Raw genomic sequence first — 23,672 nt, forward strand, 5'->3', positions numbered from 1 at the left:
ACCACGACCGACGTTCCTGCCGTCTGGCATCCTTCAACCTGAGAGTTCGGCGCGATTCCTGACAGTTGACCTGATAGTGAGTGTCCTGTCGCAGCGAAAACTGAGCATTGTCATCGAAGGTTGATGACCACTACGGTGTCCCACCGAAGGTTGAGTGACTGCTGGGGCTTGATGTCCGTTGCACCTCACCGACAGCGCGTTCGAGGTCCGCTACGTCGCGGAGGGCCGCAGGTCGATCTCACGTGGAGCAGTGCTCGCCGACCGGCTCTGGAGGCGTGATCGAGAAACGATCGCATGCGTTGACCGCGACCATGGCGGCGAGCTGGCTCGTGGTCGCGACTGGACGGTATCTGCTGTGGCTGGAGTACCACGATCGGATCATCGAGCAGCTGATCCTTGGGATCGCGTTCGTCGTGGCCGTGCTTTCCACGTCGTGGTGGGCGCAGAGATTCGTACGCCGCCGTGGTGACATCCGCAGTTTCGTCGCGGCCGGTGCGGCGGTCGTCCTGTGCGCCGCCGTTGTGGTGCTGCCCTGGAACGGGATCTTCGGACGTACGTGGTTCGCGGTCCAACACGGCAAGTTCACCGCGCTGGCCCAGCTGGCCAAGGACAGGAAGCTGGCGGCGGACATGCCTTCGGGTGGCTGGGCGCATCTGCCTGATGAGTTCGATGTCCTGCACTTTGATCATCTCAATACGCAGGATGTGCCGATCGAGCTCTACCCCGGACGTGTTCTCACGATGGGCCTGTCGAACGAGGAAGTGCCGGAGAACATGTTCCTCTACATCTACGACCGGCCTGACGCCGCTCGGGTAAGTCCCTGTGATCTCACCGCGACCACGTTCGACGATTACTGGTGGTGCAGCCGGCTGGGTGACGGCTGGTGGTGGCTGGCGCGCAAGTCGAACTATCCGGATATGAACGAATAGGCGCGCGAGGCTGAGCGGGACCGGTATGGCAAGGGCGGCCACAGACGTCCATTCACTTCTCGGTGAAAACCATCTGTGATGGCGACGTTCTTCGCGGCAGCCCAATCTTCCACAGGCGCCTTGATCTTACTCAATGACCTTGACACACCGGCTCCCTCAAGGCTCCGCAACGGCAGGACCGGCAAGGAAACTGCCGAGCGCGGCTACGCCACGGACACGCAGTTTCAAGATCCAGTAGGTGTCTTGAGCATCGTCACCTGCTGGTCTTACCGTCGTGGCCATGCGCCAGATCGACGACATGGACGTGCTCAAGGTCATGACCAGCCGGTTCCGGATGAAGCTCTTCAGCCTCCTGTTCCGGATCGGCCCGGTCACGGTGAGCGAGCTCGCCAGGCGGATGGACGCCGACCCGGGCCAGGTGAGCTATCACCTGCGGCAAATGCAGCCCCATGGGTTGATCGAGGACGTGCCGGAGCTCGCCCGGGACAGCCGGGAACGCTGGGTGCGGGCGGCTTTGAGCGGATGGGCCTTGGTGCGGGACTCCGAAGCCCCGGAGGCCAGAGCCGCGCTGCAGGCGTGGACTTCACAGTGGGTGATCGACCAGTTCGAGCGGCTGCGTGACTTCGAACGCACTCATATGACGCTTCCCGAGGACTGGCGCCACGCGTCCTTCGGCAGCAGCCGCCACCTGCGGCTCACCAAGGATGAGCTCACGCAGCTCGCCGACCAGCTCAATGCCGTGTTGAAGCCGTGGCGCGAACTGACCCGGGCGCGCGTCGAATCGAGCGAGATTCCGCCCGACACCCGTCCGATCTTCATCTTCTACCACGCATTTCCCGAAGAGCCCTGAGGAGCCTTTCGTGCATCACTTGCAGGAAGAGCTCGTCCGCGCGGACTTGGCTGAGCGGCGAGCCGAGGCCGCACACCTGCGGATGATTCCGCCGCGCTCGCGCCGGCGTGTTCTTCTCCGCCTCCGCGGGCGGTTCGCGGTCACTCTCCGCCGCCTCGCTGATCATCTCGAACCGGCCCTGGAGTCCCGAGGCCGCCAGCCGACCCGCTGACGCCGAAGTGCTCCGGATGACGGGGGCGGCGATTCTTTGACGGCCATCGAAGCGACAGCGCCCAGGTCGGAAGCAGCTCTCACTGTCCTCTTGGCTGCTTCCAGACATCCCTGCCCGGCGGCAGTTGGCCCCGTGTGTCCGCCAGACAGGGCAGACTGAGCGCTTCAGTTGGCGGATGGGCGCTTGAGGCGAGTTCCGCGCACACGAGCGGCGCTGCTTCGGCCCGGGTCGAGCTGCTGCATTTGCCGGTGGGCAGGATGTCGTGCCGTTTGCGTGCTTGACCAAGATCTGCCGTATGTCTGTGCCGCCGAGGCTGCTGGGCCACAATGGCTCGCATGTCTGCCATGCCCAAAGATCACGTTGAGACCGCGAACCCCTCCTCACTCAACGACTACGACAGGATGGCTGAGGGGTACGCGGCCGAGAACGAAGCCAGTCTTCTCAACGCGTACTACGAGCGGCCCGCGATGCTGGAGCTTGCCGGGAACGTGGCCGGAAGGCGCATCCTCGACGCCGGCTGCGGCGCGGGTCCTCTGTTCTCCGAGCTGCGCGATCGAGGCGCCGTCGTGACCGGCGTCGACGCGAGCGCCGGAATGCTGGAGCAGGCCCGACGGCGGCTGGGTGCCGACGCCGATCTGCGGGTCGCCGACCTGGCCGACCCACTGCCCTTCCCCGACGAGGCGTTCGACGACGTCATCGCGTCCCTGGTGCTGCACTACCTGGAAGACTGGGGTCCGACACTGGCCGAGCTGCGACGCGTGCTGAAGCCCGGCGGCCGGCTCCTCATCTCGGTCGACCATCCTTTCAGCGTCACTCTCTTTCAGCACATGGCCGGGGAAAAGCCCAATTACTTCGAGACCCGCAGCCGGACCGACGAATGGACCATGGGCGGGCAGACCGTCCAGATGCGTTTCTGGCACCGGCCCCTGCACGCGATGACCGAAGCCTTCACGGCGGCGGGCTTTCGTATCAGCGTCATCAGCGAACCGCCGTTCGCGCCGGAAGCCCGCGAACTGTTCGCCGAGGATCTCCGCGAGTTCGGGCCCACTCGCACGAGGTTCCTGTGCTTCTTGTTCTTCGTTCTCGAAGCCGGCTAGCCAGGTTCTGTTTCCTGGACCTGCCGGCTGATCGTGACCGCATCGTCGTGCCGGGCGCTGGCTGGCGGGGCGGGCACTGAAAAGTCGGTCCGCCGGCTCAGGCGGCGGGGACACTGGCGACGAGCCCGCCGTCCACGACCAGGTCCTGCCCGGTGATGTAGGCAGCCTCGTCAGAGGCCAGGAACGCGACCGCCGCCGCGACGTTGTCAGCGTGACCGAGGGCGCCGAGCGGCACCTCGGCCGAGTTGCGCGCCTCGCTCTCCGGGTCGGGGTTGGCGTCGCGGTACATCTCGGTGTCGATGTAGCCCGGGCTGACCGAGTTGACCCTGATGCCGCGCGGCGCGAGGTCGGCGCCCAGCGTCCGGGCGAGATTATGGACGGCTGCCTTGCTGGCGGAGTACACGGAGGCGACGGACAGCCCGCGATACAGCGTCCAGGACGCGTTGATGACGATCGCGCCGCCGTCCCGCATCAGCGGCAGCGCCTTCTGGACGGTGAAGAAGACGCCCTTGAAGTTGACGCCGACGGTGTGGTCGAACTCCGCCTCGGTGATCTCGGCACTCGGCTTGAACACGCCCACGCCGGCGTTCGCGAAGACCGCGTCCAGGCTCCCGCGCCAGGTTTCGATCCGCCGCATCAGCAGGTCGAGGTCCGCCGGGGAGGCGACGTCGGCGCGAACCGCGAGCACCCGGCCCGAGCCGGATTCTGGCAGGGCGCCCGTCAAGCGGGCGGCCGCGGTGTCGAGACGGACCTGGTCGCGTCCGGTGATGACGACGTACGCGCCTTCGCCCAGGAGCCTCTGCGCCGTGGCGAAGCCCATGCCGCCGGCGCCGCCGGTGATCAGAACGGTCTTGTTCAGGAATCGGTTCATGCGGCAATCCTCAAGCGGATCGTCCGTTTCCGGCAGTTCCGGCCGAACCTAGGTCTGGCACCACCACCTTCAGGCGCTCGCCATCAGCTCGGACAGCCGCGCCCCGGTGGCGGTGCCCGGCTGCGGCGTGTGCAGCATCAGCCGGTGTCCTGGCCGGTCGGGCAACGGCAGTGACCTGTACGCGAAGATCAGCTCATCGGTCTCCGAGGTGTGGACGACCTTGACGCCCTCGGTCGCGTTGCCGACCGGATGCTCGGCCCAGATCTCGGCGAAGGAAGGACTCGCGGCGCACATGTCGGCGGCCAGCCTGCCGAATTCCAGGTCGTCCGGGTAGCGGGCCGCGTCGGCGCGGAACTGGCCGACGATCACCCGGGCCGCGTCCTGCCAGTGGGGCAGCGAGGAGCGGAAGCGGGCGTTGGTGAAGAAGCTCACCAGGCAGTTGTGGTCGCGGTCCGAGTAGCCGAACACCAGGTGCGCGGCGCGGTTGACCGCGACCAGGTTCCAGTGCCGGTCGAGGATGTAGGCCGGGGACGGGAGCCAGCCGTCGATCAGCCGCTGCAACTCCGCGGAGACCGGCCGGTCCGACGGCTCGGCCTGGGGCGGGTTGAGCCCGGCGAGCAGGTACAGATGTTCGCGCTCCGCCGTGTCGAAACGCAGCACCCGCGCGACAGCGTCCAGGACCCCGGCCGAGACGTGGATCTCCCGCCCCTGCTCCAGCCAGGTGTACCAGGACACCCCCACCCCCGCGAGCACCGCCACCTCCTCGCGCCGCAACCCCTTGGCACGACGGCCGGAGCCGGCGGGCATGCCGACGTCGCACATGTTCAGGGTTCTGTTGGTTTGCGATCATCGGTAGCTGTTGTTCGCGACGATCAGAGGGAGGCCGCGTGTCGGTGGACGGTTCGCGGCTGAGGTGGAGGCGTTCGCACACACGGTGAGGGAGGGGGACCGGCTCGGCCCCCGCACCATCGGCGGGATGGCGTTCGAGGAGGTCCGCCGCGTGCACGGCGTGGTCGTCTTCCAGCGAGGCGAGGCTCTGCAGAGCCCCTACGGCTACGCCTGGAGCCCGCAGGGCGATCCGGCGCCGATCCTTGCGGACGTGGAGTGGTCGGAGGATCACGTCGATCACCGTTTCGAACACCTGGAGGGCGCCTTCTACTCCTGGCAGGGAAGGCGCTGACACGCGACCGCCCGCGGCGAGGGGGCGACGCCCGGAACAGCCGAGCCGGGCACCACAGGATTCCATGAGCACGCGCAAGTTCACCCGGCCAGGCGGGTTCTGACTTGGGCTGCGGAGGGATGGGCGAGGTCTTCCAGGAGGGTGAGGGCCTGGCGCCAGGTGTCGGCGGCGGCGTCCGGGAGGGCGGCCGCGTGCAGGGTGTCACCGAGGCGGATGAGCGTGTCGGCCTGGTGATAGCGGTCGCCGGCCGCGCGGAACAGCTCGACCGCGCGTCCGTACCAGGAGGCGGCCTCCTCGTGGCGGGCCAGGCGATGGCAGGCGTAGCCGAGGCTGTCGCAGGCGTTGGCCTGGCCCAGGACGTCGCCGAGCCGCCGGTGCAGGTCGAGCGCCTGGCGGCAGTGGTCGAGCGCCTGTTCCTGGTCGCCGAGCTGGGCGTGGAACCAGCCGGCCGCGTTGAGCGCGCGGGCCTGGCCGGTCAGGTGGCCGGCCGCGCGGTACAGGGTGAGGGCCTGGGCGGCGTGGGCCAGGCCGTCCTGGTGGCGGCCCTGACGGCTGTACATCGTGGACAGGTTGCCGTGGACGCGGGCCTGGCCGGTCGGGTCGCCCAGCTCGCCGTACAGGTCGAGGGCGAGCCGGAAGTGGGTGCGGGCGTCCTCGAAGCGGTCGATCGCGGTGTTGGCCCAGCCGAGGTTGCCGTGGACGCACGCCTGCCCGAGCCGGTCGCCGCCGCGCCGCGCGGCGGCCAGCGCGGTGGTCTGGACGGCCAGGTGCTCGTGCCGCATGCCGCGCCGGTCGAGGAAGTCGGCCAGGGTCCAGGCGAGCTGCCAGGCGTGGGTGTCGAAGCCCAGGGCGGCGGCCCGCGCGACCGCGGCGACGAGCACGGCGCACTCGGCGGTGAACCAGTCCAGCGCCCCGCCCGCTGACTCCTCGAAGGCGGTCCCGGCGTCGGGGGGCGGCTCCTCGTACGGGGTGGCGGGGGGCGGGTCGCGGTGGGGGTTGAGGAGGGTGGCGGCGGTGCGGGCGGTGTGCAGGTAGTGGTCGAGGAGACGGCGCGTCGCGGCACGGCGTTCGGCCTCGGGGGTGAGCTCCTGGACGAGCTCCACGGCGTGAACCCGCAGCAGGTCGTGGAAGCTGTAGCGGCCGGGGACGTGCTGGCTGAGCAGATGGGCGCGGCACAGCTCGCCCAGCAACGGCCGCGCCCGCGCCACCGGCAGGCCCGCCAGCCCGGCCGCGGCCGGCAGGCTGAGGTCGGGCCCCGGATGCAGCCCGAGCAGCCGGAACAGGCGCCCAGCCCCGCCGCTGAGCCCCTGATGGGACCAGGAGAAGACAAGACGGACCTGCGTACCGGGGCCGTCGGCGTCGAAGGCGTCCAGATTGGCGTCCAGGTCGCCGTTCTGACAGGCGTGGACGGCGGGCAGTTCCCCGGCGATGGCCGCCAGCGGGAAGCCCGGGTGGGTGGCCGCGCGGGCCGCGATGACGGCCAGCGCCAGCGGCAGCCGCGCGCACCGGTCGATGATCTCGGCCGTCGCGTCAGGCTCGGCGGCCACCCGTTCGCCGCCCAGCCGCCGGGCCAGCAGCTCCCGCGCCTCGGGCACGGACAGCGGGTCCAGCCGGAGCGGGTGCGCGCCCTCGGCGGCCACCAGGCCCGGGAGCTGGTCGCGGCTGGTCACCAGCACCAGGCAGCCGGGCGCGCCGGGCAGCAGCGGCCGTACCTGCTCGGCGTCGCGGGCGTTGTCCAGCACGATCAGCATCCTGCGCCCGGCCAGCAGGCTGCGGTAGAGCCCGGTCCAGGCCTCAGGGGTGGCCGGCACGCGGTTGGCCGGCGCGCCCAGCGCGTCGCCGAAGACGCGCATCGCCTCGACCGGCGTCATCGGCCGTCCGCTCTGGTCGAACCCGCGCAGGTTCACGTAGAGCTGACCGTCGGGGAACCGGTCGCGGACGCGGTGGGCCCAGTGGACGGCGAGCGCCGTCTTGCCCACGCCCGCGGTGCCCGTCACGGCGGCGACGACCACGGCGGCCGGCTGCTCACCCGCCGCGGCGAGCAGGGCGTCCAGGCGGGCGAGCTCGGCGGCGCGGCCGGCGAAGCCGTACACGCCGGGCGGCAGCATCGCCGCGACGTGCCCGGACGCGGGCGCGGCCGGGACGGTCTGGGACCGCAGCAGCGTGTCGTGCAGGCGACGCAGCCCGGCGCCGGGGTCGAGACCCAGTTCGTCGGCCAGCCGCCGCCGCAGCGCCCGGTAGGCGTCGAGGGCGTCGGCCAGCCTGCCCGCGCCGTGCAGCGCCCGCATCAGCAGCTCCACCAGGGACTCCCGGTAGGGATGCTGCTCCACCAGCGTCAGCGCCTCGGCGGTGACCTCGTGGTGGCGGCCCAGCGACAGCTCCAGCGCCAGGCACTCCTCCACGGCGGCGAGCCGGCGCTCCTGCCAGATCCGGGCCGCGCCCTCGAAGGCCCGGCCGCGCACGCCGGCCAGGAAGGGCCCGCGCCACAACGACAGCGCCTCGCGGTACCCGGCGACGGCCCCCGCCGGGTCGGCGCGGGCGGTCTGCCGCGCCGCCACGGTCAGGCTCTCGAAGGTACGGGCGTCCAGGCCGCGCTCGCCGGGGCGTAACAGGTAGCCGGCGCGCTGGGTGGTGATCAGGCCGGGGGCGGCGCCGGCGTCGGCCAGGGTGCGCCGCAGCCGGGTGACGAGGTCCTGGATCTGGCGCCGGGCGGAGGCGGGCGGCTCCTCCCAGACGACGTCCACGAGCTGGTCGACGGTGACGACCCGGTCGGCGTCGAGCAGCAGCGCGGCGAGCGTCCTCTCCTGCCGTGGCCCGTGCAGCGCGAGGGGGCGTCCGGCCACCCTGACGTCCATCGGTCCGAGCATGCCGAACCAGGCTGTGGCCATCGCGTTCCCCCTTGTTCCCGGCCCCGCCGGCTTGCGGATCGCCGCCGTCCGACGGCGAGGACGCGGCGAGGACGCGACGAGGGTGGATCAAGGATCGGCCGTCCTAGCGTGATGCGCGTGACCACGCCGTGAACCTGCGGCCAACTGACGACGGCCGCGCCGGACCCGAACCCGTCCGGCGCGGCCGAGCCGTGTGACGCCCCCACTCCCGACGACCTCCCCGCGACGGTACGGCCGTGCCCTCGAAGGGCGCGTGTCCCCCGGTGAAAGGAAACCACAAGTGATCGACAAGCTGAGGGCCGTCGCGCGGACGGGCGGGCCCCCGTCCGGGCGCCGGACCGGGAGGCTCGTCCTGGCCGCGGCGCTGCTGCTGGCGCCGCTCATGACGCCGGCCCCCGCGGCGCTGGCCGACACCACGCCCGCACCCACCCCCGCCCCCTCCCCCGAGGCGGCGGCGCTGGCCAAGGCCGGCACGTCCGGCGAACCGGTCGAGGTGGACGCCGCGCGCACCGAGACCGGCGAGCTGCTGGCGAACCCGGACGGCACCCTGACCCGGCGCGAACACCTGCGCCCGGTACGTGCCAGGATCGGCGGCTCCTGGCGCCCGGTGGACGACACCCTGCGCCGCAACCCCGACGGCACGGTCTCCCCCCGGGCCACGACCTTCGCGATGACGTTCTCCGGCGGCGGCGCCGGCCCGCTGGCCACCCTGGTCAAGGACGGCAGGAAGCTGGAGCTGAGCTGGCCGTCCCGGCTGCCCGCCCCCGTCCTGGACGGCGACACCGCCACGTACGCCGACGTGCTGCCCGGCGTGGACCTCAAGGTGATCGCCGAGCCCGACAACTTCGTGCACCACCTGATCGTCAAGGACCGGGCCGCCGCGGCCGACCCCCGGGTGCGCACGTTGAAGCTGGGCGTGCGCGGCGAGGGCCTGGACGTGACCGCGACCGCCGAGGGCGGGATCACCGCCGCCGACGGCGGCACGCCGGTCTTCTCCGCTCCGGTGCCGCGCATGTGGGACTCCTCCCACACCGCCGCCGCCAAGGGCCTGGCCGCGGCCGAGCCGCACGAGGACGGCCCGGTCCGCAACGCGCCCATGAAGGCCACCGTGGAGCCCGGCGCGGGCGGCGGCACGCTGCGGATCGTGCCCGACCAGGCCCTGCTGGACGACCCGGCCACCGTCTACCCGGTGGTCATCGATCCGATCTTCAGCGGCGGCTACCGCAACCACTGGGCCAACGCGGTGAAGAAGGCGAGCAACTCCGGCGTCGCCAACACCGTCTACTACGACGGCGGCAACAAGGTGGGCAGCGAGAACCCGCCGGTGGCCCGGGTCGGCCATGAGAACGACACCGGCCTGACCGCCCGCGCCTACTTCGAGATGAACATCAACGGCCTGCAGGGGGCCCGGATCCTCGGGGCCACCCTCAACGTCTTCAACGTCTCCTCCTGGAGCTGCTCGGCCCGTCCGGTGGACCTGGGCTGGACCGGCGGCATCGGCAACTGGGTGACCTGGAACAACCAGCCCGGCTGGATCCGCACCCTGCAGACCAAGTCCTTCGCCCACGGCTGGGGCTCGTGCGGGTCGGCCGGCGAGGACTTCGCCGACGGGGCGGTGGCCGGGGCGGTGCAGGAGGCGGCCAACAACGGCCAGAGCAACATCACCTTCGGGCTGCGCGCCGCCGACGAGAGCGACACCTACGGGTGGAAGAAGTTCAAGGTGGACGGCACCAACCCGGTGCTCCAGGTCACCTACAACCGCGCTCCGCGCCTGGTCTCCAAGACCGCCTACCAGGGGCCGTGGAACAACAACGCCTCCGACCGGCCGATCCCGTGCAGCGCCACGAACCCCGCCTGGGAGGTGGTCGGCAACACCGACGTCACGCTGACCGCGACGGGCAGCGACCCCGACGGCGGCAACCTCGACGTGGGCTTCGGCCTGTGGTTCCACGACGGCCCGGCCGTGCGGTCGGACACCCGCACGGTGGCGAGCGGGTCGACCGCGACCGTGACCGTGCCCGCCGACCAGCTCCAGGACGGCGGCCACTACTGGTGGCACGCCAGCGTCTCCGACGGCGTGGACGGCGACTGGTCCACCAACTCCTGCCCGTTCAAGGTGGACAAGGCGGCTCCTACCAAGCCGGTCGTCACCTCCGCCGACGGCCGCCGCATCGACGTGGGCGAGGTGCCCGCCCGCTACACCCGCAAGGTCAGGCTGACCTCCAGCGACGCCAACCTGGACGGCTTCTGCTACCGGCTCAACCGCCCGCTGTCGGTCGGCGGGGGGAAGTGCGCGGCCGGCACCTGGGTCAAGGCCGGTCCCGACGGCTCGGCGACCGTCGAGATCTATCCGCACCGCTGGCCCAACAACCGGCTGCACGTCGCGGCCATCGACGTGGCCAGCAACGTCTCGCCGTACGACGGGTCGCCCTCGCAGACGGCGACCAACACGACGCTGATCGTCACCGCGCCGCCGGTGTTCGTGGCCGACCCCGACGGGACGGTGTCCGGCGACCGCGACGGCGACCTGACCGGCGACGGCCGGCCCGACATCCTGGCCACCAACAACAGCGGCACGCTGCGCCTGTACGCCGGCCGCGGCGACGGCACCACCGACGGCGGCACCGACGTGGGCGCCTCCGGCTTCGGCGGCGCGCTGCTGGCCCACCGCGGCGACTTCGTCGGCCCCGAGGACGGCATGGGCAAGGACGGCTACGAGGACATCTTCGTCCGCTCGGCCTCGGGCAAGCTGTCGCTGTACCCCAACGAGGGCACCGGCTGGCCGAACTTCGAGGGCAGGCGGGAGCTGCGGCACCCCGGCGGCGGCGACTGGTCGGCGGCCACCCGGATCATCGCGCCGGGCAACCTCGACGGGCGGCCGGGCGCCGACCTGATCGTGGTCGAGGGCGGCCGGCTCGATCTCTACACCGGCACCGCGGCCGGGATGCTCGCCCTGGCGGGCAACGGGGAGCTGGCCGCGCCGCGCGTCCTCGACGTCCCGTCCGGGGCGGCCGGGTCGGCGCCGCTCGGTTTGGACGGCTACGACGCCTTCGTGCCCGGCGACGTGGTCTCCGACGCCGACGGCGACGGCGTCCCCGACCCGGGCAACGCCGCCGACCTGGTGCTGCGCCGGCGTGACAGCGGCGCGGTGACCCTCTACCCGGGCTCGTTCGACGACGCCGGCACGTACGTGCTCGGCGCGCCGTGCCCCTACGGCGCCGAGCCCTGGCCGGCCGGCAGCCACCCGTGGATCGCCGCGCCCGGCGACCTCCAGGGCCAGGTCGTCGACGTCGAGGGGGTCAGGACCTTCCAGCCGGCCGCCGGCAAGGAGGGCCCCGACTTCTGGGTGGCCGCGCAGACGGCGGCGCTCTCCGACGGCCTGTACCTCTACGCCGGCTCGCCCGCGGGCCGGGAGCCGGCCGTCAACGTCGGCGGTCCTGGCTGGACCGGCTGGATCACCGGAATCTCCTGAAACGGGGCCTGACGATGATGCGAACGACAGTCCTGGCCGTCGTGGCCGCGCTGGCGGCGGGGATGTTACACCCGTCGCCGGCGCCGGCCGCCCGGCCGGCATTCAAGATCCGTCCGGTGCAGCGGGAGCACTCCGTCGCCGGCGGCAAGGTGCGCGGGGACGTCCCGGCGCCGCCGTCCGACTCCCAGACCCGCGCGTGGCGGGCGCCGGCCGCCGTGGCCTGGCCCGCGGCGGGCAGGGCGCGGGTGGACCTGCGCGCCGCCGGGCGGCAGGTCGCGCGGGCGGGCGCGGGCTCGCCGGGCTGGAAGGGCGTCCGGGCGGGCGGCCTGCCGGTGACGGTGGCCGCCACCGCCACCGACGGGCCGGCCGGCGCCGAGGTCGAGCTGTCCTCCCGCGAGGACGCCGCCAGGGCGGGGGTGGCGGGCCTGCTGCTGGCCGTCCGGCCCGACACGCCGGGCGCGCTGTCGGTCAAGGTGGGGTACGCGGCCGTCCGGGGCGCCTTCGGCGGTGACTGGGCGGCGCGCCTGTCCCTGGTCACGCTGCCCGGGTGCGCGCTGACGACGCCCGACCTGCCGCAGTGCCGTACCAGGACGCCGGTCGCGGCGGTCAACGACACCGGGGCCGGCACGCTCACCGCCGACGTCCCGGACCCCGGCGGGGCGGTGCTCGCGGCGGTCGCCGCGCCGAAGGGCGCGAGCGGCAGCTACGCCGCCACCTCGCTCGCGCCGTCCGGCACCTGGTCGGACGGCGGCAGCTCCGGCGGGTTCGGCTACACCTACGGCATCGAGGTGCCGCAGGTGCCCGGCGGGCTCGTCCCGCCCGTCGAGCTGTCCTACTCCTCCTCCGCCGTGGACGGCCGGGTCGCCTCGACCAACAACCAGCCGTCCTGGCTGGGCGAGGGCTGGGAGTACGAGCCGGGCTTCATCGAGCGCAGCTACCAGGGGTGCGCCGACGACCAGGGCGACGGCGCCAACAACAGCACCAGGACGGGCGACCTGTGCTGGAAGTCCGGCAACGCGACCCTGTCGCTGAACGGCACCACCACCGCGCTCGTCCGCGACGACGCCTCGGGCGTCTGGCGGCCGGCCCGCGACGACGGCTCCAGGGTCGAGCACCTCAACGGCACCGCCGCCGACACCGCCAACGGCGACGACGACAACGAGTACTGGCGGATCACCAGGCCCGACGGCACGCAGTACTGGTTCGGCAGGAACCGGCTGCCCGGCTGGAGCGCCGGAAAGCCGGAGACCGGGTCGGCCTACACCGTGCCGGTCTTCGGCAACCACGCCGGCGAGCCCTGCCACGCGGCCGCCTTCGCCGACTCCTCCTGCGCGCAGGGCTGGCGCTGGCAGCTCGACTACGTCGTGGACCCGCACGGCAACGCCATGGCCTACTACTACGACCGGCAGACCAACTCCTACGCCAAGGCCGGCTCCCCCACCGCGAACGCCGACTACGTCCGCGCCGGTCACCTCAACCGCATCGAGTACGGCCTGCGCGCCTCGGACGTCTACGCGGCCCCCGCGGCGAAGGTGAGCTTCGGCGTGGCCGAGCGCTGCCTGTCCGGCTGCGACGTCTTCGACGCCGCGCACGCCGCCAGCTGGCCGGACACGCCGGTCGACCAGAACTGCGCGCGCGGCGCCAAGTGCGCGACGGCCGGGCCGACGTTCTGGACGCGCAAGCGGCTGACGTCCATCAGCACGCAGGCGGGCGGCCGGGTCGTCGACTCCTGGGCGCTGACGCAGGACTTCCCCGGCACGGGCGACAACACCGCGGCGGGGTTGTGGCTGGCGAAGATCGTCCGTACCGGGTCGGGCGCCGGGGACCCGATCACCCTGCCCGCGACCACGTTCGCCGGGACGCTCATGGAGAACCGGGTGGACTCCGACGAGGGACGCCCGCCGCTGTACAAGTACCGGATCACCCGGATCGGCACCGACACCGGGGCCGACACCCTGGTCGCCTACTCGGCCAAGGACTGCGCCGCCGGCGCCACGCCGGACCCGGCGGCCAACACCCGGCGCTGCTACCCGTCGTGGTGGACGCCCGAGGGCTACGCCGAGCCGGTCCAGGACTGGTTCCACAAGTACGTGGTGACCCAGGTGGTCGAGGACGACAAGGTCGCCGGCTCCGGCTCGGAGTCCGTCGTCACGTCCTACGACTACCTGGACGGCGCGGCCTGGGTGCGGGACGAGAGCGAGTTCACCCTGGACAAGCACCGCACGTACAACCAGTTCCGCGGCTACCGGACCGTCCGCACGAAGGTCGGCGCGTCCGCGCGCAGCCAGAGCGACACCGTCTACCTGCGCGGCCTGGGCGGGACGGTGACCGACTCCGAGGGCAACCAGGTGAGCGACGACCCGGCGCTGGCCGGGACCACGCTGGAGACCCTCACCTACACCGGTGAGGGCGGCGCGCTCGCCTCGGCGGCCGTCTCCGAGCCGTGGTCGTCGCCGGTCACCGCGACCAGGGCGGTGAAGGGCCGGGCGGCGCTCACCGCGCGGCGGACCGGGACGGCCGTGAAGCGCAGCCGCACGTTGATCAGCACGGCGACGGGCACCGCCTGGCGGCGCACCCGCGCCGACTACACCCATGACGACCTGGGCCAGGTGCTGTCGTCCGCGGACCAGGGCGACACGGCGGTCACCGGTGACGAGGAGTGCGTCACCACCGCCTACACCGCCCGGGACACCGCCGCCTGGCTGGTGTCGTACCCGTCGGTGGTCAGGACCACGGGCGGCACCTGCGCCGCGCCCGGCGCGGTGCTCTCCGAGACCCGCACCTTCTACGACGGCCAGACTCTCGGGGCCGCGCCGAAGCCGGGCCAGGCGCACGCCACCCGGACCGAGACGCTCGACCACCTCGACGGCGCCACCCCCGTGCACGTGGCCACCACCGCGACCTACGACGCCTACGGCCGGACCACCGGCACGACCGACGAGCTGGGCCGCCTGACCACCACCGCCTACACCCCGGCCACCGGCCTGCCGACGGGCACGACCGTCACCGACCCCAAGGGCTTCACCACCACCACGACCCTGGACGGCGTGCGCGGGCTGACCCTGTCCTCGGCCGACGCCAACGGCCGCACCACCTTCACCGACCACGACGCGCTGGGCCGGCTGGTCAAGGTGTGGCTGCCGGGCCACGACCGGAGCGCCGCCGCCGACATCGTCTACGGCTACGCCATCTCCGGCGCCGCGCCGACGGCGGTGACGAAGAAGGAGCTGCTCGACGACGGCTCCTACAAGGCGACGACCACCCTGTACGACGGCCTGCTGCGCGAGCGGCAGACCCAGCAGGACGCCCACGGCGGCGGCCGCCTGGTCACCGACACGTTCCTGGACTCCCACGGCCGGCCGTGGAAGACGAACGCCACCTACTGGAACGCCGCCGCGCCGGACACGTCGCTGTTCGGCGCGCCGGACAACGTGGTCCCCGCGCAGACCGTCACCGAGTACGACGGCCAGAGCCGCCAGACGGCCGAGATCTTCAAGTCGCTGAACGTGGAGAAGTGGCGCGGCACCACCTCCTACGGCGGCAACTACACCGCGACCGTCCCGCCCGAGGGCGCCGCCGCGACGCTGACGGTGACCGACGTCCGGGGCCGGACGACCGAGCTGCGGCAGTACCCCGGCCGCGTCGCCGACTTCGCCGACTCCCGGGCCGACGTCACGACCTACGACTACGACCACGCGGGACGGGTGACCAAGGTGGTCGACCCGGCAGGCAACACCTGGGCCTACACCTACGACCTGCGCGGGCGCAGGACGTCGCTGTCCGACCCGGACGTCGGCCTGACCCGCTGGACCTACGACGCGGCCGGCCGCCGCACCGGCACCACCGACGCCCGCGGCGTCACGCTCACGTACGCCTACGACGAGCTCGGCCGCAAGACGTCGGTCGCGCAGGGGGCCGCCAGGCTCGCCGAGTGGGCCTACGACACCCTGCCCGGCGGCAAGGGCCTGCCCGCCTCCTCCACCCGGTACGACGAGGGCGGCGCGTACGTCACCGCGGTCAAGGGCTACGACGCCGCGGGCCGCCAGACCGGCACGACGGTGACGATCCCGCCGTCGGAGGGTCTGCTGGCCGGGACGTACACCGTCGGCACGACGTACCGGCCGGTCAGCGGGCTGCCGGCCTCGACGTCCTACCAGGCGGCCGGCGGGCTGCCCGCCGAGACCGTCCGGCCCGGCTACACCCGCCTGGGCGCGCTCGCCTCCCTCGACAACGGCTCCCGCGTGTACGTCGGCGGCACGCAGTACTCGCCCTACGGCGAGGTCCTGCAGACGGTGCTCGGCGACGTGGGCGCCCGGGTCGTGCGCACCCTGGAGTACCAGGACGCCACCCGCCGCCTGGCGCGGTCGGTCGACGACCGGGAGAGGAGCGGGCCGCAGACCATGGACGACGCGGTGTTCACCTACAACCCGGCGGGCGACGTCACCAGCGTCCGGGACGACCGGGACGACAGGTCCGCGACCGACACCCAGTGCTACGCCTACGACCACCGGCGCCGGCTGACCGAGGCGTGGACCGCCACGGACGACTGCGCGGCGGCACCGTCGGCCTCGACGGTCGGCGGGCCGGCCCCCTACTGGCAGTCGTTCTCCTTCGACGTGGTGGGCAACCGGACCAAGGAGGTCCAGCACGGCGGGGCGGGCGACGTCACCCGGGTCTACACCTACCCCGCCGCCGGCCGGCCGCAGCCGCACACGCTGCAGAAGGTGGAGACGACCGGGCCCGGCGCGCGTACCGACACCTACGAGTACGACGCCACCGGCAACACCAGGCGGCGCGTCACCGCGCTCGGCGACCAGACCCTGACCTGGAACGCCGAGGGCGACCTGAGCGCCTCCACCGTCGCGGGCCGGACGAGCACCTTCGTCCACGACGCCGACGGCAACCGGATCATCCGCCGCGACCCCGGCTCGGTCACCCTCTACCTCGACGGCCAGGAGCTGACGCTGGCCGGGGGCAAGGTGAGCGGCACCCGCTACTACGAGGGCCCGCAGGCCACGGTGGTGCGCACCGGCGACGGGAAGGTCAACTACCTGCTCGGCGACCGGCACGACACCGAGGAGCTGGTGGTCAACGCCACCACGCTGGCCTACGGCCGCAGGTCCACCACCCCCTACGGCGGGTCCCGGGGCGCCGCGCCGGCGTCCTGGCCGAGCCAGAAGGGGTTCGTCGGCGGCACCGTGGACGACTCGACGGGCCTGACCCACCTGGGCGCGCGCGAGTACGACGTGGCCACCGGCCGGTTCGTCTCGGCCGACCCGGTCATGGACCTGACGGACCCGCAGCAGATCAACGGCTACGCCTACGCGAGCAACAACCCGGTCGCCTGGTCCGACCCGACCGGCCTGCGGGTCTGCGACGGCCAGGAGTGCAAGGACATGGGCATCCGTCCCGACGGCCGGCCCATCCAGCCGCCGCCCCCGCCCGCGCCGGCACAGGTGCAACTGGCCTCCGTCGGCGCCGCGCCGTCCCCCGCTCCTTCCAGGGGCGGCGGCACCGGGCGCAGCAGCGGCGGCACCAGCAACCCCGGCGCGTGCACGAGCCAGTCGTGCATGTTGCGGTACACCGATCCCGCCGCGGCCCAGCGCATCGCGGAGCTGATGGCCGAGAACAAGCGCATCAGCGACGCGCTGGCCGAGGAGCAGGCCAAGCTCAGGCAGGCGCAGGAGGCGCTGCAGAAGGAGAAGCAGAAGAAGAAGCGCGGCTGGTGGGACCGGTGGGGCCGGACGGTGGCGGCGGTGGCCGTCGGCGTCGTCGGCGCGGTCGCGGTGGCCGCGTGCGGCGTGACCGTGGTGTGCGGCGTGGCGCTGGGGGCCGCGGTCGGCATGGCGAGCTACTCGGTGCAGAACGCGGGCTCCGACCGGTTCAGCGTGACCGGCCTGGCCTTCGCCGGGCTCACCGGGGCGGCGCTGGGCGGCGCCGGCCGCTATCTGAAGGCGGGCCAGGAACTGGCCAAGGCCCAGGCGGGGGTGAAACTGCCGATGGGCACCGAAGTGCTGAGAGGTGCGAAGAACATGACCACACAACCCAAGGCGACCTGGTCGTTCACCAACTGGTTCAAGTTCCACAAGCCATGAGCCGGCTGACGGAGATCCTGCGCAGACCGCGTACGTGGGCGGTCGTCGGAATGCTGGCCGTGGTGGACGTGCTGGCGGTCCTCCTGCTGCCCGAGGAGGTGTCGGTGTACGCGGTGACCGCGCTCACGGTGGCCGCCGCGACCTTCCTCGACTGAGCCGTAAGGCCCCTCGTAGCCCGTCCGGGCTGCCGGGGGCCTTACGGCGTTCCGGGGGGCGGGGCGGACATGTGTTTAGTTGTGCGAATATAATCGTTATATGCCTATAACGAGTAGAGCGCCCCTCTCCCCCGCCCCCGCGCTCAGCCCCCGCCGGCGGATGCTCGTGCTGGCCATCTGCTGCATGAGCCTGTTCATCGTCGGGCTGGACAACACGATCGTGAACATCGCGCTGCCGGCCATCCGCCGCGACCTCAACGCCTCCATGTCCGGCCTCCAGTGGATCATCGACGCCTACACGGTGGTGCTGGCGAGCCTGCTCATGCTGGCCGGCTCGACCGGCGACCGGGTCGGCCGCCGGCGCACGTTCCAGACGGGGCTGGCGCTGTTCACGCTCGGCTCGCTCATGTGCTCGCTCGCGCCCAGCCTCGGCTGGCTGATCGCGGCGCGGGCGCTGCAGGCCGTCGGCGGGTCCATGCTCAACCCGGTCGCCATGTCGATCATCACGAACACCTTCACCGAGCCGCGCGAGCGGGCGCGGGCGATCGGTGTGTGGGGCGGCGTGATCGGCATCAGCATGGCGCTCGGGCCGCTGGTCGGCGGCACGCTGGTGGACTCGGTCGGCTGGCAGGCGATCTTCTGGATCAACATCCCGGTGGGCCTGGCCGCGTTCGCCCTGTGCGCGTGGTTCGTGCCCGAGTCGCGCGCGCCGCGCCCGCGCCGGGTGGACCCGGTCGGGCAGGCGCTGGTCATCGTGCTGCTGGCCACCCTGACGTACGGCTTCATCGAGGCGCCGGCGGCCGGCTGGACGTCCCCGCGCACGCTGGGCTGCTTCGCGGTCGCGGCGCTGGCGCTGGCCGTCCTCGCGCCGTACGAGCTGCGCCGCACCGACCCGCTGATCGACCTGCGCTTCTTCCGCAGCGCGCCGTTCACCGGGGCCACGGTCATCGCGGTGTGCGGCTTCGCCGCGCTGGCCGGGTTCCTGTTCGTCAACACCCTCTACCTCCAGGACGTGCTGGGCCTGTCCGCCCTGCACGCCGGCCTCTACACGCTGCCCATGGCCGGGCTCACCGTGGTCTGCGCGCCGCTGTCGGGCCGGATCGTCGGGACCGCCGGGCCGCGCGTCCCGCTGGTGGTGGCCGGGGTCACCATGGCGGCCAGCGGCCTGATCATGACCGGGCTGGCGGCGGACACGCCGACCTGGCGGCTCATGGCCGCGTACGTGCTGTTCGGGGTGGGGTTCGGCATGCTGAACGCGCCGATCACCAACACCGCCGTGTCCGGCATGCCGCGCGCCCAGGCCGGCGTGGCCGCGGCGGTGGCCTCCACCAGCCGCCAGATCGGCCAGTCGCTCGGCGTCGCGGTCATCGGCTCGCTGGTCACCTCGGCGGTGGCCGGCCCGTTCGCCGCCGGGTTCCCGCAGGCCAGCCACATCGGCTGGTGGATCGTCGCCGGGTGCGGGCTGGCCATCCTGCTGCTCGGTATCCTGACCACGACCGGCTGGGCCCGCCGCAGCGCCACCCGTACCGCCGAACGGCTCGCCCACGCTCCCGACAGAACGGCGGACGCCTCATGACCGACACCTCCGGCAGCTCCGGCGATTCCGGGCACGACGCCGTGGCCCGCGTCTGGGCGGCGATGTACGACCTCGTCCTGCGGCAGGAGGACCGCCGCAAGGAGGTGGCCGAGACGCTCGGCATGAGCTTCTTCCGGGTCAAGGCGCTGCGCCGCCTGCTGGCCGGGCCGATGAGCATGCGGGAGCTGACCGCCGAGCTGTCCACCGACAAGCCGTACACCACCCTGATGGTCGACGACCTGGAGCGGCGCGGTTACGTGACCCGCAGCGTCTCCCCCGACGACCGCCGCAGCAAGATCGTCACGCTCACCCCGGCGGGGACGGCCGCCGCCGAGGAGGCCGAGCGCATCCTGGCCCGCCCGCCGCGGTCCCTGCTGGCGCTGGACCCCGGCGACCTGGCCGCGCTCGACCGCATCATGGCCCTCCTGCTCACCCCGGAGGAGCCGGCCCGCCGGCGGTGAGGTCAGCCTTCGAACCAGGACAGCCGGGCGGCGCAGAGGGTCTGCTCGGCGCCGAACTCCTCGAAGGCGGCGACCGGCCGGAAGCCCAGGCGGGCGGCCAGTCTCAGCGATCGTCCGTGCGCCGTCCGGGTGACGATCACCACCGGCTGGTCGGGCAGCTCGCCCGCCGCGGCGCGCAGCGCGGCCGTCGCCGCCTCGTGGGCGAACCCGCTGCCCCAGGCCGGGCGGCGCAGCACGTAGGACAGCTCCAGCTCCTCGCCGTCGCCGGTGACGTGCCCGGGACGGTCGGCCGCGCGGCGGTCGAGCGCCAGCGTCCCGAGGAGCTGGTCGGTGACGAGGTCGGCGATGACGTAGCCGCCCGGCGCGGCCGTCGCGGCGGCGGTTCCGGCGGCGTCGAGGAAACGCTCGACGTCGTCCCGCGGCCGCGGGCCGCCCAGGTGCTCGCGCACCTCGGGGTCGGTCATCAGCTCGACGAGACCGTCCCGGTCGCCGTCGTGGGCCTTGCGCAGCAGCAGGCGTTCGGCGCGGATCTCCATGGCGGACAGCGTGGGCAACGGGCTCATGGGTCCTTGATCCTAGGCCAGCCCCCGCGGCTCTACGGTGAAGGCGACGGGGTCGGCGACCAGACCCCGGCCGCGGTCCCGTCCCGGACGTGCCGGCGGTAGGCGACGACCTTGCCGTGGATGATGTCCAGGCTCGCCGTCAGGTCGGCGATCCGGTCGCGGACGGCCCGCTCGTGCTCCTCCAGCAGCGCGAGCCGCTCCGGCTCGTTGCCCGGCCCCGAGCGTACGAGGTGGGCGAACCTGCGCAGGGTGGCGATCGGCATGCCGGACTCCCGCAGCCGGTTGCACAGCAGCAGCCACTCCACGTCGGCCCGGTCGTAGGCCCGCTGCCCGCCCGCCGTCCGCGGGATCGGCCGCAGGAACAGCTCCTCGCGCTCGAAGAAGCGCAGCGCGTGGACGCCGAGCCCGGTGGCCCGCGCGACGTCCCCGATGGACAGGCGGTCCGCGTCCCTGCTCATGGCACCTCGCCATAGTTTGACCTAGATTGCACTCTAGATTCTACGGTCGTGGGCATGGCACGTACACAGCAGAAGATCGGCTCGGGTTTCGGCGCGCACAGCACGGCCGACGACGTCCTGGCCGGCATCGACCTGTCCGGCAGGAACGTCCTGATCACCGGCGGCTACTCGGGCCTCGGCCTGGCGGCCACCCGCGCGCTGGTACGGGCGGGAGCGCACGTCGTCGTGCCCGCCCGCCGTCCCGGCGTGGCGAGGGACGCGCTGCGCGACCTCCCCCGCACGGAGGTGGCCGAGCTCGACCTGGCCGACCTCGGCAGCGTCCGCGCCTTCGGCGACCGGTTCCTGGAGACCGGCCGCGGCCTCGACATCGTCATCGGCAACGCGGGCGTCATGGCCTACCCCCACCGGCCGGTCGGCCCAGGCTGGGAGGCGCATCTCGCCATCAACCACCTCGGCCACTTCGCCCTGGTCAACCGGCTGCGCCCGGCGCTCGCCGGGGCCCGGGTGGTGTCGGTCTCCTCCTCGGGGCACTTCCTGTCCGACATCCGCTGGGACGACCCGCACTTCCGCCACGGCCACGACCACTGGGCGGCCTACGGGCAGTCCAAGACGGCCAACGCCCTGTTCGCCGTCCATCTCGACGCCCTCGGCGCGGCCGACGGCCTGCGGGCCTTCGCCGTGCACCCGGGCAGCATCCTCACCCCGCTGCAACGCCGCATCCCGCACGAGGAACAGGTCGCCCAGGGCTGGATCACGGCCGACGGACGCCGGGCCGACGGCTTCAAGACCCCGGAACAGGGCGCGGCGACCGCGGTGTGGGCGGCCACGTCGTCCCTGCTGGACGCGCACGGCGGCGCCTACTGCCAGGACTGCGACCTGGCCGAGCCGGCGACGGGCGACGACATGCTGATCGGCGGCGTCAAACCCTGGGCCCTCGACCCGGACTCCGCCGCCCGCCTGTGGCGACTCTCCGCCGACCTGACCGATGAATCCGCCTTCTCCTGACCGCCCGCCTACGGGCGGCGGCCGGGCCTGAGCAGCAGCGCGACCGCCGCGGCGAGCACGGGGAGCGCGACGGCCGCCAGGGCGATCGAGCTCCACGGCGTCTCGAACGGCACCCGCGGCACCGGGTCCCAGTCCACCGAGGCCGTGAAGGGCCAGGCCAGCAGCAGCCCGGCGACACATCCGGCGGCGGCGCCGGGCACCGCGCCGCAGGCCGCCGCCAGGGCCGCCCGGCAGGCGGTGAGGCCGCGCGCGGCGGCGGGAGAGCCGTCGGCCAGGAGCAGGAGGCGGACCGGACGGCGCGACCTGACCGTGGCCGCGAGCGCCCCGGCGAGAGCGGCCGGCACGGCCGGTCCCGCGAAGAGCAGCCAGGCGAGCGAAGGCCTGAAGCCCTCCTCCAGGTACGCCTGCCCGCTCTCGCCCAGCCGCTCCTGGACGCGGTCCCGGTCGGCCGCCGTGACCCGGTGCAGGGAGGGATCGACGATCAGCGCCTCCAACTGCAGCTTGACGCCCATGCCGAGCACCATCTGCGCGGGCAGGAAGACCGCCTCGACGCCTGCGGCGGCCGGGGCGGCGACGGTCGCGGGAACCGTCCTGGAGATTCTCGGTTCGCCCGGCGGGTCCTCGGTGGCGCGGTACTCGATCGTGACGGAGTCGGCCGTCGACACGGTGAGGCTGGACGGGTCGGCCGGCGCCGCGCCCTGGGCGACGTCCGTTCCGGGCAGCTCCGCCTGGACGGCGGCGATCCCGAGCCCCGGTCGTCCGGGATCTAGCCGCACGACGAGCGCCCCCGGCCGCGCCTGCGGGACGTACTGCGCCCTGGACTGCGCGGTCCCGGCCGTCGCCGTGATCGCCACCGTGACGGCGAAGGCCGTGGCGATCATGGTCGCGGCGACCGCGGGGGCCGTCCGCGCGCGCCGGTCGGCCAGGTGCCGGGCCGAGAGCCGCAGGGCCGCCGGAAGCCGGGCGCCACCCTGCCCGAGCACGCCCAGCAGCCAGGGAACGAAGGGCCCGAGCCCGAGGACGAACGTCGCGGCGCCCACGATGGCCGCCAGCAGGGTGAGCGCGGATCCGAAGTCGTCATAGTGCACGTCCTCATGCGTCGACCAGGCCACCAGCGCCATCAGCGCGAGCCCGGCCGCCGCCACCCACGCGCCGGCGACCAGATGGCCGGAGTGCATCCGGCCGTGCCGCCCGCGCGGGGCGGTCTCGGCGGCGAAGACGGTCGCGCCGCAGGCCAGCATCACGGGCACGCCTATCAGCGCCAGGAGGACGATCAGGAAGACGAGGTCCGGCATGGAGGGAGCGTACGGGCGCAACGATCAGCTGCGACACCCCACGGGTCGGGGACGGCGACGGCCGGCCGCCGCGGGGTTCGCGGGGCCGGCCGGAGGGTTCGAAGGTCAGCCGTGGGAGTCGGTGGTCGCGGCGCGCTTGATGCTCAGCTCGTCGCCGCCGATGGAGCAGGAGGGCCCGTTCGGGCCGCCGAAGCGGACGGAGTCGAAGAAGTCGCGGAAGGTGATGTAGAAGTTGCCCTTGCCGCGCGGGCCGGTGACGGCCGAGCAGCCGCCGTAGTCGGCCTCGGAGTAGAGATGGATGAGCGTGTCGGTGCGGTTCCAGTCGGACTTGGCGCGGTCGCCCATGCCCAGGGCCGCCAGGTTGGCCGTGCTCGCCTGGAGCTGGACGATGTCGCCGGTGCCGTCGAGACCGGAGAACAGGCAGTAGTTGCCCTCCTGGCAGCGGTCGTATCCCGTCGCCGCCTGCGCGGGGGACGCCAGTGCGGCCAGCGCTGCCACGGCGATCGGTAACGCCAGAACGTGAAACTTCTTGCCCACCATGCCTCCATGGACGAAACTTTCCTTCG

17 protein-coding genes are annotated in these 23,672 nt (G+C 72.9%); 10 read left to right on the plus strand and 7 right to left on the minus strand.

The window, feature by feature from the left end; all coding sequences use genetic code 11:
• Positions 1 to 275: 275 nt before the first annotated feature.
• From AB0J46_RS36010 to AB0J46_RS36020, 3 genes are all read left to right on the plus strand, one after another.
• Positions 276 to 929 (plus strand): hypothetical protein, encoded by a 654-nt coding sequence (locus tag AB0J46_RS36010; protein ID WP_364338571.1) that lies wholly within the window; start codon positions 276 to 278, stop codon positions 927 to 929.
• Positions 930 to 1,209: 280 nt separating this feature from the next.
• On the plus strand, positions 1,210 to 1,779 hold the full coding sequence (locus AB0J46_RS36015) for a helix-turn-helix domain-containing protein (RefSeq protein ID WP_364338572.1): 570 nt from the start codon (positions 1,210 to 1,212) through the stop codon (positions 1,777 to 1,779).
• A 537-nt stretch (positions 1,780 to 2,316) separates the two neighbouring features.
• Positions 2,317 to 3,087: a class I SAM-dependent methyltransferase gene (locus tag AB0J46_RS36020; RefSeq protein ID WP_364338573.1), complete on the plus strand. Its 771-nt coding sequence runs from the start codon at positions 2,317 to 2,319 to the stop codon at positions 3,085 to 3,087.
• A gap of 97 nt (positions 3,088 to 3,184) precedes the next feature.
• Here the strand turns inward: AB0J46_RS36020 and AB0J46_RS36025 are convergent, their stop codons facing one another.
• A complete protein-coding gene (locus AB0J46_RS36025) occupies positions 3,185 to 3,958 on the minus strand; it encodes an SDR family oxidoreductase (RefSeq protein WP_364338574.1) in 774 nt (257 codons plus the stop codon).
• A 69-nt stretch (positions 3,959 to 4,027) separates the two neighbouring features.
• On the minus strand, positions 4,028 to 4,780 hold the full coding sequence (locus AB0J46_RS36030; RefSeq protein ID WP_364338575.1) for a helix-turn-helix transcriptional regulator: 753 nt from the start codon (positions 4,778 to 4,780) through the stop codon (positions 4,028 to 4,030).
• 154 nt (positions 4,781 to 4,934) lie between these two features.
• Between AB0J46_RS36030 and AB0J46_RS36035 the strand changes: the two genes are divergently transcribed.
• Positions 4,935 to 5,138, plus strand: a complete 204-nt coding sequence (locus AB0J46_RS36035) for a hypothetical protein (protein WP_364338576.1) — start codon at positions 4,935 to 4,937, stop codon at positions 5,136 to 5,138.
• 80 nt (positions 5,139 to 5,218) lie between these two features.
• On the opposite strand, the gene AB0J46_RS36040 is transcribed toward AB0J46_RS36035, so the two are convergent.
• Positions 5,219 to 8,026: a BTAD domain-containing putative transcriptional regulator gene (locus AB0J46_RS36040; RefSeq protein WP_364338577.1), complete on the minus strand. Its 2,808-nt coding sequence runs from the start codon at positions 8,024 to 8,026 to the stop codon at positions 5,219 to 5,221.
• Between the two features lie 280 nt (positions 8,027 to 8,306).
• Between AB0J46_RS36040 and AB0J46_RS36045 the strand changes: the two genes are divergently transcribed.
• The 5 genes from AB0J46_RS36045 (at position 8,307) to AB0J46_RS36065 (ending at position 19,785) form a co-directional block, all read left to right on the plus strand.
• On the plus strand, positions 8,307 to 11,498 hold the full coding sequence (locus tag AB0J46_RS36045) for a DNRLRE domain-containing protein (RefSeq protein ID WP_364338578.1): 3,192 nt from the start codon (positions 8,307 to 8,309) through the stop codon (positions 11,496 to 11,498).
• 14 nt (positions 11,499 to 11,512) lie between these two features.
• Positions 11,513 to 17,593 (plus strand): RHS repeat-associated core domain-containing protein, encoded by a 6,081-nt coding sequence (locus tag AB0J46_RS36050; RefSeq protein WP_364338579.1) that lies wholly within the window; start codon positions 11,513 to 11,515, stop codon positions 17,591 to 17,593.
• Positions 17,590 to 17,748, plus strand: coding sequence for a hypothetical protein (locus AB0J46_RS36055; protein ID WP_352354877.1), 159 nt, complete (start codon positions 17,590 to 17,592; stop codon positions 17,746 to 17,748). The genes AB0J46_RS36050 and AB0J46_RS36055 overlap by 4 nt, the downstream gene beginning before the upstream one ends.
• 100 nt (positions 17,749 to 17,848) lie before the next feature.
• Entirely contained in the window at positions 17,849 to 19,324 is a 1,476-nt protein-coding gene (locus AB0J46_RS36060; RefSeq protein ID WP_364338580.1) for an MFS transporter, read from the plus strand.
• Positions 19,321 to 19,785: a MarR family transcriptional regulator gene (locus tag AB0J46_RS36065; protein ID WP_364338581.1), complete on the plus strand. Its 465-nt coding sequence runs from the start codon at positions 19,321 to 19,323 to the stop codon at positions 19,783 to 19,785. Before AB0J46_RS36060 ends, AB0J46_RS36065 begins: the two co-directional genes overlap by 4 nt.
• Positions 19,786 to 19,787: 2 nt before the next feature.
• Here AB0J46_RS36065 and AB0J46_RS36070 read toward each other — a convergent pair whose 3' ends face one another.
• Positions 19,788 to 20,348 carry a GNAT family N-acetyltransferase gene (locus AB0J46_RS36070; RefSeq protein WP_364338582.1) on the minus strand — a complete coding sequence of 187 codons (561 nt, stop codon included), beginning with the start codon at positions 20,346 to 20,348 and terminating at the stop codon, positions 19,788 to 19,790.
• A 32-nt stretch (positions 20,349 to 20,380) separates the two neighbouring features.
• Positions 20,381 to 20,806: a MerR family transcriptional regulator gene (locus AB0J46_RS36075; protein ID WP_364338583.1), complete on the minus strand. Its 426-nt coding sequence runs from the start codon at positions 20,804 to 20,806 to the stop codon at positions 20,381 to 20,383.
• A gap of 54 nt (positions 20,807 to 20,860) precedes the next feature.
• Between AB0J46_RS36075 and AB0J46_RS36080 the strand changes: the two genes are divergently transcribed.
• A complete protein-coding gene (locus tag AB0J46_RS36080; protein WP_364338584.1) occupies positions 20,861 to 21,811 on the plus strand; it encodes an SDR family NAD(P)-dependent oxidoreductase in 951 nt (316 codons plus the stop codon).
• A gap of 8 nt (positions 21,812 to 21,819) precedes the next feature.
• Here AB0J46_RS36080 and AB0J46_RS36085 read toward each other — a convergent pair whose 3' ends face one another.
• Both AB0J46_RS36085 and AB0J46_RS36090 read right to left on the minus strand, forming a co-directional pair.
• Complete coding sequence (locus AB0J46_RS36085) at positions 21,820 to 23,106, minus strand: hypothetical protein (RefSeq protein WP_364338585.1); 1,287 nt, start codon at positions 23,104 to 23,106, stop codon at positions 21,820 to 21,822.
• Positions 23,107 to 23,211: 105 nt separating this feature from the next.
• Complete coding sequence (locus tag AB0J46_RS36090) at positions 23,212 to 23,646, minus strand: peptidase inhibitor family I36 protein (protein ID WP_364338586.1); 435 nt, start codon at positions 23,644 to 23,646, stop codon at positions 23,212 to 23,214.
• Positions 23,647 to 23,672 lie beyond the last annotated feature (26 nt).

It is taken from the genome of Nonomuraea sp. NPDC049758, assembly GCF_040674635.1.
In the GTDB taxonomy this organism is placed as follows: Bacteria; Actinomycetota; Actinomycetes; order Streptosporangiales; family Streptosporangiaceae; genus Nonomuraea.